Origin of the sequence: Stenotrophomonas sp. CC22-02 (genome assembly GCF_004365115.1) — a bacterium.
Classification (GTDB): Bacteria; Pseudomonadota; Gammaproteobacteria; order Xanthomonadales; family Xanthomonadaceae; genus Stenotrophomonas; species Stenotrophomonas forensis.
Window position 1 is genome coordinate 3,696,049 of sequence record NZ_SOCO01000001.1, and the last position, 13,608, is coordinate 3,709,656.

Annotated in this window: 14 protein-coding genes; 6 read left to right on the forward strand and 8 right to left on the reverse strand. The window is 66.0% G+C overall.

All coding sequences use genetic code 11. The features are described from left to right. Window positions 1–222: 222 nt before the first annotated feature. Window positions 223–1,056 carry a sugar-phosphatase gene (gene yidA / locus N440_RS16930; RefSeq protein WP_133936050.1) on the reverse strand — a complete coding sequence of 278 codons (834 nt, stop codon included), beginning with the start codon at window positions 1,054–1,056 and terminating at the stop codon, window positions 223–225. Window positions 1,057–1,207: 151 nt separating this feature from the next. Between yidA and N440_RS16935 the strand changes: the two genes are divergently transcribed. Continuing rightward, the gene (locus tag N440_RS16935) at window positions 1,208–1,870 is read left to right on the forward strand and encodes an exopolysaccharide biosynthesis protein (RefSeq protein WP_133935812.1); all 663 of its coding nucleotides are present in this window, start codon (window positions 1,208–1,210) and stop codon (window positions 1,868–1,870) included. 138 nt (window positions 1,871–2,008) lie between these two features. On the opposite strand, the gene N440_RS16940 is transcribed toward N440_RS16935, so the two are convergent. Together N440_RS16940 and N440_RS16945 are read right to left on the reverse strand one after the other, a co-directional pair. Continuing rightward, on the reverse strand, window positions 2,009–3,319 hold the full coding sequence (locus N440_RS16940) for a sorbosone dehydrogenase family protein (RefSeq protein ID WP_133935813.1): 1,311 nt from the start codon (window positions 3,317–3,319) through the stop codon (window positions 2,009–2,011). Continuing rightward, window positions 3,312–3,752, reverse strand: a complete 441-nt coding sequence (locus tag N440_RS16945; protein ID WP_053451040.1) for a DUF2231 domain-containing protein — start codon at window positions 3,750–3,752, stop codon at window positions 3,312–3,314. The genes N440_RS16940 and N440_RS16945 overlap by 8 nt, the downstream gene beginning before the upstream one ends. Window positions 3,753–4,062: 310 nt before the next feature. Here N440_RS16945 and N440_RS16950 point away from each other — a divergent pair, with 310 nt between their 5' ends. Together N440_RS16950 and N440_RS16955 are read left to right on the forward strand one after the other, a co-directional pair. Beyond that, entirely contained in the window at window positions 4,063–5,841 is a 1,779-nt protein-coding gene (locus N440_RS16950) for a S8 family serine peptidase (protein ID WP_133935814.1), read from the forward strand. Beyond that, on the forward strand, window positions 5,841–6,416 hold the full coding sequence (locus N440_RS16955) for a hypothetical protein (protein WP_053451042.1): 576 nt from the start codon (window positions 5,841–5,843) through the stop codon (window positions 6,414–6,416). The genes N440_RS16950 and N440_RS16955 overlap by 1 nt, the downstream gene beginning before the upstream one ends. A gap of 110 nt (window positions 6,417–6,526) precedes the next feature. Here the strand turns inward: N440_RS16955 and N440_RS16960 are convergent, their stop codons facing one another. From N440_RS16960 to cyoA, 5 genes are read right to left on the reverse strand one after another with little or no spacing between them, the layout of a single operon-like run. Beyond that, window positions 6,527–7,207, reverse strand: coding sequence for an SCO family protein (locus tag N440_RS16960; RefSeq protein WP_133935815.1), 681 nt, complete (start codon window positions 7,205–7,207; stop codon window positions 6,527–6,529). An 11-nt stretch (window positions 7,208–7,218) separates the two neighbouring features. Continuing rightward, window positions 7,219–7,551 carry a cytochrome o ubiquinol oxidase subunit IV gene (gene cyoD / locus N440_RS16965; RefSeq protein ID WP_006399830.1) on the reverse strand — a complete coding sequence of 111 codons (333 nt, stop codon included), beginning with the start codon at window positions 7,549–7,551 and terminating at the stop codon, window positions 7,219–7,221. Window position 7,552: 1 nt separating this feature from the next. Further along, entirely contained in the window at window positions 7,553–8,188 is a 636-nt protein-coding gene (gene cyoC / locus N440_RS16970; protein ID WP_080357230.1) for a cytochrome o ubiquinol oxidase subunit III, read from the reverse strand. Continuing rightward, window positions 8,185–10,161, reverse strand: a complete 1,977-nt coding sequence (cyoB, locus tag N440_RS16975) for a cytochrome o ubiquinol oxidase subunit I (RefSeq protein WP_014038802.1) — start codon at window positions 10,159–10,161, stop codon at window positions 8,185–8,187. Before cyoB ends, cyoC begins: the two co-directional genes overlap by 4 nt. Before the next feature lie 5 nt (window positions 10,162–10,166). Further along, window positions 10,167–11,072, reverse strand: a complete 906-nt coding sequence (cyoA, locus tag N440_RS16980; protein WP_049456487.1) for a ubiquinol oxidase subunit II — start codon at window positions 11,070–11,072, stop codon at window positions 10,167–10,169. 183 nt (window positions 11,073–11,255) lie between these two features. Between cyoA and N440_RS16985 the strand changes: the two genes are divergently transcribed. The 3 genes from N440_RS16985 to N440_RS16995 are packed head-to-tail and all read left to right on the forward strand — an operon-like array spanning window position 11,256 to window position 13,604. Then, entirely contained in the window at window positions 11,256–12,671 is a 1,416-nt protein-coding gene (locus N440_RS16985; protein WP_133935816.1) for a PLP-dependent aminotransferase family protein, read from the forward strand. A 55-nt stretch (window positions 12,672–12,726) separates the two neighbouring features. Then, a complete protein-coding gene (locus N440_RS16990) occupies window positions 12,727–13,005 on the forward strand; it encodes a hypothetical protein (protein ID WP_243831360.1) in 279 nt (92 codons plus the stop codon). Further along, window positions 13,005–13,604, forward strand: a complete 600-nt coding sequence (locus tag N440_RS16995; protein ID WP_133935817.1) for a DUF6436 domain-containing protein — start codon at window positions 13,005–13,007, stop codon at window positions 13,602–13,604. The genes N440_RS16990 and N440_RS16995 overlap by 1 nt, the downstream gene beginning before the upstream one ends. Window positions 13,605–13,608 lie beyond the last annotated feature (4 nt).

Genomic DNA, 13,608 nt, shown 5'->3' on the forward strand with positions numbered 1-13,608 from the left:
TGGTCGGCGCCTGCCGTCTGCGTGGCCAACCAAGGTTGGCACCTACCAGGGCGGATGGGACTGGGTGGAGGCCGACCTGGGACGGCGCTTGCCGCCTGCGTGTGCCAACCAAGGTTGGCACCCACCAAGGTGGATAGACTTGGTGGAGGCGACCTTGGTCGGCACTTGCCGTCTGCGTTTGCCAACCGGGGTTGGCACCCACCAGGGCAGAGGGACGCGTGGTTACTGCAGGACGAAACGCTCGATCGCGCGCGCGACGCCTTCGTCGGCGTTGCTGGTGGTTTCAAACCGCGCCACGGCCTTCACCGCATCGATGGCGTTGCCCATCGCCACGCTGGTGCCGGCGTACTGCAGCATGGTCAGGTCGTTTTCCTGGTCGCCGATGGCCATCACGTTGGCGCGGTCGATGCCGAGGTGCTCGGCCAGCTTCTGCAGGCTTGGCCCCTTGCCGGCGCGGTGGTCGAACACTTCCAGGAAGAACGGCGCGCTCTTCAGCACCGCGAAGCGCTCGGTCAGTTCGGCAGGCAGGCGCGCGATGGCGGCATCCAGCACGTCCGGCGCGTCGATCATCATCAGCTTGATGAAGGACATCGACGGGTCCATGTCCTGCACGCGGCGATACGACAGTGGCATCCGCGAAAGATGCGAGTCGGCCACGGTGTAGTAGCTGATGTCCTGGTTGGGCGTGTACATGCGCTGGCTGTCCAGCGCCTGGAAGTGCACGCCCAGGTCGCGGGCCACCTGCTCGCAGAACAGGAAGTCGTCGAAGCTGAGCGGATACTCGACCACGGTTTCGCGCGTGCCGATGCGCTGCACCAGCCCACCATTGCAGGCGATGCAGTAGTCATCGTCGCCGTTGATGCCCAGCTCCTGCAGGAACGGCGCCAGACCGGGAACCGGACGGCCACTGGTCAGCACGATGTGCACGCCCAGCGCGCGCGCCTGCGCTATGGCCTGCCTGGCCCGTGCGGTGAGCTGGTGGGCCGGATCCAGCAGGGTGCCATCCATGTCGATGGCGACCAGTTCGATGGTCGATTGCCTGCGGCCCATGTCCATCAGCGTCTTACCTTCATGCGGGCCCTCCATTTTACCCCCTCATGCCCGGTTCACCTCTTTGCCGGCGTTGGCCGGGATACTGCGGGAGCCTGTGCGTCCCCCACCGCAGGACGGCCCGCTGACCGCCCTTCCCTGGAGAACCTTGCGACGCATGACCTACCGTGCCCCCGAAACCAACGACAGCGCGCCGCTGGCCCAGCAGATCGAGCAGATGATCGACGAGCTGCCCGGCGACCAGGTCAGCGTCGGCACCCTGCTCAGTGCGCTGGGCGATGAGGGCCTGCTGCTGATCGTGATCCTGCTCTCGGCCATCTTCATCATCCCGGTGTCGATACCCGGGCTGAGCACGGTGTTCGGTGCCTCGATCCTGCTGATCGGCCTGAGCCGGGTGCGCAACCGCCCGTTGTGGGTGCCGCAGAAGCTGGCGCGCCGCGAGATCGCCACCGACAAGCTGAAGGCCAACCTGGGCCGTGCGCTGAAGTGGGTGCACCGCATGGAGCGGTTGTCGCGGCCGATGCGGCTGGCGGTGATGGTGCGCTCAAAGAAGATGATGCGCCTGAACAACCTGATGCTGGTGTTCGCGACCCTGCTGCTGATGGCGCCGGCCGGGCCGATTCCCTTCAGCAACACGCTGCCGGCCTTGGCGCTGATGTCGTTTGCGATCGGTTTCATCCAGCGTGATGGTGCGGCGGTGGCGGCCGGCTACGCCTTCGTGGTGGCCACGGTGGTGTACTTCGGCGTGCTGCTGGGTGGGGTGGGGTTTGCCGCTGAGTCGGTGTTCAGCGGGTTGCGCGCGGCGCCGTCGGAAGCGTAGCGCCGAGGCGATGCTCGGCTGATTCCGGCTTTTTGTAGAGTCGAGCCATGCTCGACTGCTCCTTCCAACAGCAGTCGAGCAAGCTCGACTCTACAAGGGCCAGATCCAAAGCAGTCGAGCAAGCTCGACTCTACAAGGCTACTTGGCCGACACCCGCCACACGACGTCGCCCACATCGTCGGCCACCAGCAGTGCGCCTTCGGCATCCATTGCCATGCCCACCGGTGCGCCCATCAGCGTCTTCTCGTCCTTGGAAGTGAAGCCACCGACCACGGTCTGCGGCCGACCGGTCGGCTTGCCGTCCTTGAACGGCACGTACACCACTTCGTAGCCGCTCAGCGGCGAGCGGTCCCAGCTGCCGTGCTCGCCGATGAAGGCGCCGCCGTGGTACTGCGCCGGCAGCGCCTGCCCGGTGTAGAACAGCAGCCCCAGCGGTGCCACGTGCGAGCCGATGGCGTAGTCCGGCACGATCGCCTTGGCCACCAGATCCGGACGCTGCGGCTGCACGCGCTCATCCACGTGCTGGCCGTAGTAGCTGTAGGGCCAGCCGTAGAAGCCATCTTCCTTCACCGACGTGAGGTAATCCGGCACCAGGTCGGCACCGATCTCGTCGCGCTCGTTGGCCACCGCCCACAGTTTCCCGGTACTCGGCTCCCAGTCCAGCCCGGTCGGGTTGCGGATGCCCGAGGCATAGATGCGGCTGCCACGCGTTGCCACGTCCACTTCCAGCACCACGGCGCGGCGGTATTCGACTGCCAGGCCGTTCTCGGTGATGTTGCTGTTGGAGCCCACGCCCACGTACAGCTTGCTGCCATCGCGGCTGGCCAGCAGTTCCTTGGTCCAGTGGTGGTTGATGGTGCTGGGCAGGTCGGTGAACTCGCGGCCCTTGTCGGACATACGGGTTTCGCCCGGCACGTAGTGGTACTGCATGATGTTGCCGGTGTTGGCCACGTACAGCGTGTCACCGATCAGCTGGATGCCGAACGGCGAGTGCAGGCCCTCGATGTAGACGTGCTGGTTCCAGGTGGTGGTGCCGGGCGTACGCCGCAGCAGGGTGACCCGATTGCCGCCCTTGCCGGCCTTGCCCGAACGGGCCTTCACCTTGCCGGCGATCCACTGCTTGGGCGTGGTGACCGGTTCTTCACCGGGGCCGTTGCCTTCCACCACCAGCACGTCGCCATTGGGCAGGGTCAGCAGGCGCCGTGGATGCTGCAGGTTGGCGGCGATGCGCTCGATCTTCAGGCCGTCGGCCACCGTCGGTGACTGGCCTTCGGCCCAGCCGACGCCCTTGGGCACCTGCATTGGCGGCATCAGGAAGTTCTTCGGCGCCGGCAGCGGCGGCTTCGTACCGGACTGGTCGGCGGGGTGGTACTCGGCCTTGCCTGCACAGGCCGACAGGGTGACGGCCAGTGCCAGGGCGGCCACGGCGGGCAGGATGTGCTTAGCCATGACGGCCTCCCTGCAGCACCGGCGGCTGCAATGACAGCAGGATCAGGCCCAGTGCGATCAGGGCCACGGTCAGCGCCGACAGGATCGTGCCCGGCACCGCGACGGCATAGGCATCACGGCTGTGCACGAAGGCGTTCCAGATCGCCAGCAGCACGGCCACCAGGTTGAGGAAGAAGTCGATGCGGTCGATGCGGGTGGCCGTGCCGTTGCGGCGCCAGACCGCGAACAGGTTGATCAGCCGCGGCACGATGGCGATCAGCAGGCCGAAGGTGATCAGCCAGGCCGCGGCCTTGCCCCACATCACCTCGGCGCTGTTGAGGTAGATCGCGTCGAAGATCAGCGCGCCGACGAAGAAGCCGAACGGTATCGGGTTCAACAGGCTGAACAGCGTAGTGCCTGGGCCGCGATGGGCCTGGGCGAGGGGGTTGACCATCTGGGTGCTCCGGTACGGATGTGTGCGAGGGCCGTAGTAGCACAGGCGGATGTGAGGGCGCGCGATGACGCCGGGTAGATCCTCGCCATGCGTGGGTGCGGGTGCCAGCCAAGGTTGGCATCCCCCAGATGCCAGCCAACGCAGCCGTCATTACCCCACGTCATAAGTGTTTGTGACGGAATTGGCACATCCGCAGATTGCTGCTGTGAAGAGGTAGGGGGTTCTTCGTTGTCTCGCGTTTGGCTCGTTGCGATGGGGCAGTTCCGCCCCGCCGTCCTGCCATGCCGATTCACAACAGAAGGATTCGTGTATGAAGCGACACACGCAACGCTCCGCGCCACCGCGCTCCGCGCGGCTGGCCCTTGCCACTGCCCTGGTGCTGGGCAGCCTGGCCGTCACCGCACAGGCCCAGCAGGCCGATCCGCTGGCGGGCATCCAGTGGCACCTGCGCAATACCGGGCAGACGGTACCGGCCGACACGCTGCCGGTGGCCGGCAACGATCTGAACGTGGATGGCCTGTACCGCAACGGCATCCGCGGCCAGGGCGTCACCATCGCCATCGTCGATGACGGCCTGCAGATCGCGCATCCGGACCTGGCCGCCAACGTGGCGGCCGTGGCCGGCAAGAACTTCGCCAATGGTTCGAACAATCCCACCCCGTCCAATCCGGACGCCGACAACCACGGCACCATGGTCGGCGGCATCGCCGGCGCAGTGGGCGCCAACAACCTGGGCGTGCGTGGTGTGGCTCCGGCGGCAACGCTGAAGGGCTTCAACCCCATTTCGCGCTCCGCCCAGGGCAACCAGCAGAGCAACATCGAGTACGCCTGGTGGGATGGCGCGGAATCGGCCGACGTGCAGGTGTTCAACAACAGCTGGGGCGCCGGCCCGGGCAATCCGAACCTGCCGTTGGCGTACAGCGAGAACACGATACGTTCGTATGAGCAGGCGCTGTCGGGTACGCGCGGTGGCCGCGGCGGCATCTACGTGAAGTCGGCCGGCAACAACTTCAACAACGGGTACTGGCAGGACAACCTCGGCAACACCTTCGATGTCTGCACGAATGACACCAAGAACCGCAACACCGGCTGCGTGCCGGCTGGCCGCGATCCGCGCAACAACCTGTTCAACGTGATCACCGTTGCCGCCGTGCGCGCCGATGGCGTGCGCTCGTCGTACTCCTCCACCGGCTCGGCCCTGTGGGTCTCGGCCTTTGGCGGTGAGTACGGCCTGCAGGCCCAGTACGCACCGGGCCTGGTGGCACGCGCGTACGACCCGGCCATCGTCACCACCGACGTGACCGGGTGCGCGCAGGGCAGCAACAAGAACACCAACCGCGAGAACACGCTGGACAGCAACCAGTCGGCCATCGACAGCACCTGCAACTACACCGCCAAGATGAACGGCACGTCAGCGTCGGCACCGATGGTATCGGGCGTGGCCGCGCTGGTGCTGGAAGCCAATCCGAACCTGTCCTATCGCGATGTGAAGTACATCCTGGCCACCACCGCCACCCGCAACCACCCGAACCAGCCGGCGGTGACACTGGCCGACGGGCGCACGCTGGTGCCGGGCTGGACGGTGAACGCCGCCAACCGTGCCTACAGCAACTGGTATGGCTTCGGCGTGGTCAATGCTGCGCGTGCAGTAGAGGTCGCCGAGAACTTCCAGTCGCTGGGACCGCTGGTCGATAGCGGCTGGCGCACCACCACGCGCACCGTGGCCATCGGCAACACCTCGGCCGCCGCGGCGCGCCTGACCTTCCAGCTGGCCAACGGCGCGCGCAACATCGAAAGCGTGCAGCTCGGCTTCCGGGTCAACCACCGCAATACGCGCCAGCTGCAGTTCGTGCTGGTTTCGCCCAGCGGCACCCGCAGCGTGGTGCAACCGGCGTTCACCGCGATCGGTTCGGGCACGGGGAACGCGCAGAGCAATTTCACCAGCTGGGACCTGCTGTCCAGCAATGCCTTCTTGGATGAGAATGCCACCGGCACCTGGACGCTGGAAGTGACCGACATGGGGCAGGCCGCGACTGCTGCATCGCGTGGCAACCTCGAATCCTTCAAGATCCGCGTTCTGGGGCACTGATGATGAAAAAGACCATTCTGTTGAGCACGCTCGCCTTCGCGGCGATGACCTCCCCTGCCTGGGCACAGAGCTCGGGGCAGACGCCTCCGGCCAGGACCCCGTCAACCGTGGATGCGCAGGAACTGAAGGCGTCCGCTACCGGCCGCTCGTTCGATGTGGGTGGCACGCGTTTCCAGCTGTCTCCCACGACCACGGTGAAGCAGGTCAGCGGCGGTCGGTTCACGATCACCTCGCAGGCGGCGGCCACCAGCACGCGTACCAAGCGTTCGCTGGACGGCGCAGCGGCCGCGCCTGCTGATGCCGGCGCCGGCAAGTTCGCCGCGGCGGTATCCCACGACGGAGCGCCGGTGGTGGCGACGTCGCGGGTCAAGGTGTTCTTCACCGATGCAGCCGCTGCCCAGCGCGCAGCAAGCGCCACGGGCGGCAGCGTGGTGAAGGTGTCGAAGGCGTCGGGCCAGGCCATCGTGGAGTACCCGTCGGTGAACGCGGCGCTGGATGCGACCACCAAGTTGCTGTCCACCGCCGGCATCCGCGCCACCGAGCCGGACGTGGTGCAGTGGGAAGAAACCAAGTAAGGCGTTGAGTGGTGCCCCCGGCCGGTTGGCTCTCCTGGCCGGCCGGGGGATCAGGGGTGTGCCAACCAAGGTTGGCACCCACCAGGAGCTGTGGCTGGCACCCACCAGCGTCAGCGGGCGGCGAGTGTGCCGTTGTGGGTCAGGCTGCAGCTGGCCAGCGGGTCGCTGCCGGCCGCCGGGTGGGCCGGCTCGAGCAGCAGGCGCTGCACGTCGGAGAACAGCTTGTCCACCGGCATGCCATACGGTGCGAACAGCCTCAGCCGGCCCTGGCGATCGAACACGTAGCCACCGGCAATGTGGCTCATCGTGTAGGTCTGCGGAATCGGGCCGGGTTCCTTTTCATAGAACGCCTTGAAGTCGCTGGCCATGGCGGCCAACTGTGCCTCGTTGCCGACCAGCGCGATTGCCTTGGGGTCGAACGCTTCCACGTAGGTGCGGGCGACCTCGGGCGTGTCGCGGGCCGGATCGACGCTGACGAACACCACCTGCAGCTGGTCGGCGTCCTTGCCCATCAGGTGCTTGACCTGGCTCAACTCGACCATCGTGGTCGGGCACACGTCCGGGCAGCTGGTGAAGCCGAAGAACAGGTAGGTCACCTGCCCCTGCAGATCCGCCGGGCCACGCACGGTGCCGTGGCTGTCAGGCATCGACCAGTGCTGGCCGAGTTCTTCGCAGGCGATGTCCTTGGAATAGAAGTCCATGCGCGACTGCGCACTGCAGCCAGCCAGCAGTCCGAGCAGCAGGCCTGCGGCCAGGCGCAGGCCACGATGGGGGAACGCAATGCCTTTCACGGTTCGCAGGCTCAGTTGATCATCATGTGGTAGTGCATGCTCCAGATGATCCAGACCGACAGTGCGACGACGATGAACAGGATCACCAGGGTGAACACGAAGCTGGCCAGGTTCCAGCCACCTTCGGACTTGCGGTCCATGTGCAGGAAATAGACCAGCTGCACCAGGATCTGCGCCACCGCGAAGCCGACCAGCAGGAACAGCGTGAGCGGCCGCGACAGCACCGGGTTCATCACCAGTGCGAACGGCACCACGGTGAGCAGCGCGCACAGCACGAAGCCGATCAGGTAGGACTTGGTGGAGCCGTGCGCATTGCCGGCGCGCGAGGTTTCGACGTGGGCCATGTCAGAAGGCTCCGATCAGGTAGACGAAGGTGAAGACGCAGATCCACACCAGGTCCAGGAAGTGCCAGAACAGGCTCAGGCACGAGACGCGGGTGATGTTGGTCGGGGTCAGGCCACGGCGGTAGACCTGGTGCATGACCACCGCCATCCAGATCAGGCCACTGGCCACGTGCAGGCCGTGGGTGGCCACCAGCGCGAAGAACGCTGACAGGTAGGCACTGGTGCTGGGGCCTGCGCCTTCGTGGATCAGGTGCGAGAACTCGTAGATCTCCATGCCGATGAACGACGCGCCGAGCACGAAGGTCACGCCCAGCCAGCGCAGCACCGCGGAGGTATCGTGGCGATGCATCGCCAGCACCGCTTGCCCGTAGGTGATGCTGGAGACCAGCAGCAGGAAGGTTTCGGCCATCACGAACGGCAGCGAGAACAGATCCTTGCCGGTGGGGCCGCCGGCGTAGGCGGTGCTGAGCACCGCGTACGAGGCGAACAGCGAACCGAACAGCACCAGGTCGGACATGAGGTAGACCCACATGCCGAACACCTTCATGCCGCCCTGCTCGTGGCCATGGTCGTGTGCGTGGTGGTCCTCGTGCGCCTGCGTGTCGCTGGCCAGCTCCGGGCGGGTCAACAGGTTCATGCGCGTACCTCCTTCAGCTTGGCGAGGCTGGCCGCTTCGGTGCGCGCCACCTCTTCGGAACTGACGTAGTAGTCCACGTCCTCGTCGTAGGAGCGCACGATCAGGGTGACGATCATGGCGATGAAGCTGGCCGCGGCCATCCACCAGATGTGCCAGACCAACGCGAAGCACAGCACCAGAATCCAGATGTTGAGGATCAGCGGCACGCCGGTGTTCTTCGGCATGTGGATCGGCGCGTACTTTTTCGGCGGCGGCGGCAGGCCGCGCTTCTTGGCTTCGTGGAAGGCGTCCAGCTCATCGGCCTTGGGCACCACGGCGAAGTTGTAGAACGGCGGCGGCGACGGCGTGGCCCATTCCAGCGTGCGTGCATTCCACGGGTCGCCGGTCAGGTCCAGGTTGCGCTTGCGGTCGCGTACGCTCACGTAGATCTGCACCAGCATCAGGATGATGCCGGCAAACACGAACAGCGCACCGATGAAGGCAGCAATCAGGTACGGCGTCCACGCCGGGTTGTCGTACTGGTTCATGCGGCGGGTCATGCCCATGAAGCCGAGCATGTACAGCGGCATGAAGGCCAGGTAGAAGCCGATCACCCAGCAGGCGAACGACCACTTGCCCAGGCGCTCGTTGAGGGTGAAGCCGAACACCTTCGGGAACCAGTAGGCAAAGCCGGCCAGGTAGCCGAACAGCGCGCCGCCGATGATGGTGTTGTGGAAGTGGGCGACCAGGAACAGGCTGTTGTGCAGCAGGAAGTCCGCGCCCGGAATGGCCAGCAGCACGCCGGTCATGCCACCGATGGTGAAGGTGACCAGGAACGCGATGGTCCACAGCATCGGCACGCTGAACTCGACGCGGCCACCGTACATGGTGAACAGCCAGGTGAAGATCTTCACGCCGGTGGGGATGGCGATGATCATCGTCATGATGCCGAAGAAGGCATTGACGCTGGCACCGGAGCCCATGGTGAAGAAGTGGTGCAGCCAGACGATGAACGACAGGATGCCGATCGCCAGCGTGGCGCCCACCATCGATTTGTAGCCGAACAGCTTCTTGCGCGCGAACGTGGCGGTGACTTCAGAGAAGATGCCGAACGCCGGCAGCACCAGGATGTACACCTCCGGATGGCCCCAGGCCCACACCAGGTTCACGTACATCATCGGGTTGCCACCCAACGTGTTGGTGTAGAAGTTGAAGTCCAGGTAGCGGTCCAGGGTGAGCGCGCCCAGCGCCACGGTCAGGATCGGGAACGCGGCGATGATGATCACGCTGGTGACCAGCACGGTCCAGGTGAACACCGGCATCTTCATCAGGGTCATGCCCGGCGCACGCATGCGCAGGATGGTGATGAACAGGTTGACGCCGGTCAGCAATGTGCCGATGCCCGAAGCCTGCAACGCCCAGATGTAGTAATCGACACCCACCCCTGGACTGAACTCGATACCCGACAGCGGCGGGTAGGCCACCCAGCCGGTCATGGCGAATTCGCCAACACCCAGCGAGATCATCATCAGCGCGGCGCCGACCACGAAGATCCAGAAGCTGAAGGCGTTGAGGAACGGGAACGCCATGTCGCGCGCGCCGATCTGCAGCGGCACGATGATGTTCATCAGGCCGACCACGAACGGGGTGGCCACGAAGAAGATCATGATCACGCCGTGCGCGGTGAAGATCTGGTCGTAGTGTTCCGGTGGCAGGAAGCCGTCACTGCCCGGGCCGGCCGCGGCCAGCTGCGCGCGCATCATCAGCGCATCGGCGAAGCCACGCACCAGCATGACCAGCGCCACCACCACGTACATGATGCCGATCTTCTTGTGGTCCACGGTGGTGAACCAGTCACGCCACAGCGGGCCCCACAGCTTGAAGTACGTCACCGCGCCGAGCAGCGCGAGGCCACCCAGCACCATGGCCGCCAATGTGACCACCACGATCGGCTCGTGCAGCGGCACGGCCTCCCACGTCAATTTACCCAACATGTTCGTTACTCCTGGGAAACCTGGGCACCACCGGCAGCGCCCGCCGGGGTGGCGGCAGCGGTGTTCTCACCCACGCCGATGAACTGGTCGATGACCTTCTTGAACAGCAGCGGCTCGACACTGGAGAAGTGCTGTACCGGTGCGTTCTTGGTTGGTGCGGCCAGCGCCTTGAACTGGTTGAAATCCAGTGCCTGCGGCGCGCTGCGCACCTCGGCCACCCAGCGCTCGAAGTCTTCGTTGCTGCTGGCGGTGGCGATGAACTTCATGTTCGAGAAGCCATGCCCGCTGTAGTTGCCGGACATGCCGCGGAACTGGCCCGGCTCGTTGGCGATCAGGTGCAGCTGCGTGCGCATGCCGGCCATCGCATAGATCTGCCCACCCAGCTGCGGGATGAAGAAGGTGTTCATCGTCGAGTTGGAGGTGATGTTGAACGCCAGCGGGCGGTTGGCCGGGAAGTTGAGCTGGTTGACCGTGGCGATGCCCAGGTCCGGGTATACGAACACCCACTTCCAGTCGGTGGCGATCACGTCCACGTGCAGCGGTTCGCCAGCCACGTCCAGCGGCTTGTACGGGTCCAGTTCGTGGGTGGACTGCCAGACGATCACCGCCAACACCGCGATGATGACCAGCGGCACGCCCCAGACCACGATCTCCACCTTGGTGGAGTGCGACCAGTCCGGCGTGTATTTCGCCTTGGTGTTGCCGGCGCGGAAACGCCAGGCGAACACAAAGGTCAGCACGATGGCCGGTATCACCACGATCAGCATCAGGCCGATGCAGATCAGGATCAGGTCGCGCTGGGCGAGCCCGACCATGCCCTTCGAATCCAGCAGCACCCAGTCACAGCCCGACAGGCCGACGCAGGCCAGGGCGACCAGCGCCAGGCGGATGCGGTTCCAGCAGATATTCATTGGAGGTCAACCCTGTTGAAGAAGCGCGCTTGACCGGCTCGCCTGCGCGCAGCGCCCGGGCGTGGAGCGGCTACACTGTGGGTACGAGGTCGCCTACAAGGAGGCGATCCACTCCAATCAAGCCCATACAAGATACATGATTGTATGGACTTGTGCATCTGCACGTATGGAAAAATCTGACCGATGACGCCTCCTGCCGCCGGCCGCCGCCTGAAACACCCCAACCGCACTTGGGTTCGCCCCTTCCGCGAGGGCGCCGGCCCGCTGTACCTGCAGATTGCCCAGCAGGTGCGCGAGGCGGTGGACGACGGCGTGCTGCGCCCCGGCGACCGCCTGCCGCCGCAGCGCGACCTGGCCCAACAGGTGGGCGTGGACCTGACCACCGTCACCCGCGCCTTTGCCGAGCTGCGCCAGGCCGGCCTGCTCGATGCGCAGGGCGCTGGCGGTACCTTCATTGCACTGTCGGCCGGCAACCGCAGCACCTCGGTCGACCTGAGCATGAACATCCCGCCGCTGCTGGGCAGCGCGCCGTTCGCGCAGGGCATGGAGGCCGGCTTCCAGCACGTGGGCCAGCAGCTGGGCCAGGGCGAGCTGATGAGTTACCACGTCGGCGCCGGCACCCGTGAGGACCGCGCCGCCGCCGTGCAGTGGCTGGCACCGATGCTGGGTACGGTGGGGGCCGACCAGGTGGTGATCTGCCCCGGCGCGCAGACCGCGCTGTGTGCACTGATCCTGGCCCGTACCCAGCCGGGCGAGCTGATCGCCGCCGAGCAGCTGACCTACCCCGGCCTGCTGGCCGCCGCGCGCGTGCTGCAGCGGGGCGTGGTGCCGGTGGCGATGGACGCCGAAGGCATGCTTCCGGACGCGCTGGAAGAAGCCTGCCAGCTGCGCCGCCCGCGCCTGCTGTACCTGGTGCCGACCATCCAGAACCCGACCACGGCGACGATGTCGGCACAGCGTCGGCAGGCGCTGCTGGCGGTAGCGAAGCGCCACGATATGACCGTGATCGAAGACGATCCCTACTGGTTGCTGGCCGGTGACGCCGCGCCGCCGCTGGCCGCCCACCGCGACGCCGGCTGCCCGGTCTATTACATCTCCACCCTGTCCAAGTGCCTGGCGCCGGGCCTGCGCACCGCCTATCTGGTGGTGCCGGCCGGCGAGCCGATGGAACCGGTGCTGGATGCGCTGCGCGCGATCGCGCTGATGCCGACCCAGTCGATGGTGGCCGTGGCCTCGCAATGGATCCGCAGCGGCCAGGCCCAGGACATGGTGCAGCGCTTCCAGCAGGAACTGCGCGAACGCCAGGCGATTGCCGCGCAGTACCTGCCTTCGCGTGCCCGCGCCCATCCGGCCGGCCTGCATGTCTGGTTGCCGCTGCCGCCACGGCTGGACCAGTACCGGCTGATCCAGGCCGCGCAGGAACAAGGCCTGGGCATTGCCAGCTCCGACGCCTTCAGTGTGGAAGAACCGCCACCGGGCAACGCCATCCGCCTGTCGCTGGGCGGCGCGGTCGACCAGGGCGCGCTGGCCGGGGCGCTGGCCAAGCTGAATGAGATCCTGTCCGAAGCCCCCGAGGCCCGGCACAACGCCATCGTCTGAAGCGTGCGCATGGCGCGACATCCATACAAGATGATATTTTGTATGCAATGTATGGATGAATGGACGAGCGTCGATGCGCGCCGAGAAACTGAAGTTCCATCTGGTGATGGCCGGGTGCGGTGGCTTTGTGGTGCTGATGCTGGCCGCGCTGGCCTGGGTCTGCCTGCAGCCGCAGACCGTGGAAGTGCAGGCCGCCGAGCGCCACGCCATCGAGCAGTGCGTGCAGCGCAGCGAGGATCCGGCGCGTAGCGAGATCCAGCGCCGCGCGCAGGCCGACTCCTGCCGCGAGATGCGCAAGCAGTACGCGCACAAATTCGGCGGAGACGCGTCCTGATGGGCGCAGCCGCGCCGCGCCGCCGCTGGCTGCTGCCGATGATGATCGCCCTCGCCTGCCTGTTCATGGCCGGCGTGGCGGCGGCGTTGTGGCAGTACTTCGGCTACGGCGCGCAATCCACCTTCACCGAACAGGCCATCGTCTTCGACGACTCGCAGCTGCGCCTGCCCGCCGATCTGGCCGGTGACACCGGCCGTATCCGCGTGGTGCATTTCTGGGACCCGGCCTGCGGTGTGTGCAACCGCGAAACCGGCGCACACCTGAGTTACCTGATCAGCATGTACCGCCGCGCCGGCATCGACTTCTATGCGATCCGCCGCCCCGGGACCGAGGGTGAACTGCCCGAGCCGCTACGCAGCAAGGTGATCCACCTGCCGACCATCGACGGCATCGAACACATTCCGGCCAGCCCTGCGGTGGCGATCTGGGACCGGCAGGGCCACCTCGCGTATGCCGGCCCATACAGCATCGGCATGGTCTGCAACTCGGCCAACAGCTTCGTCGAGCCGCTGCTGGACAAACTGGTGCGCGACGAAACCGTGCGCCCGAAAGGACTGCTTGCCGTGGGCTGTTACTGCCCCTGGCACGCCCCGCGCTGAGGAC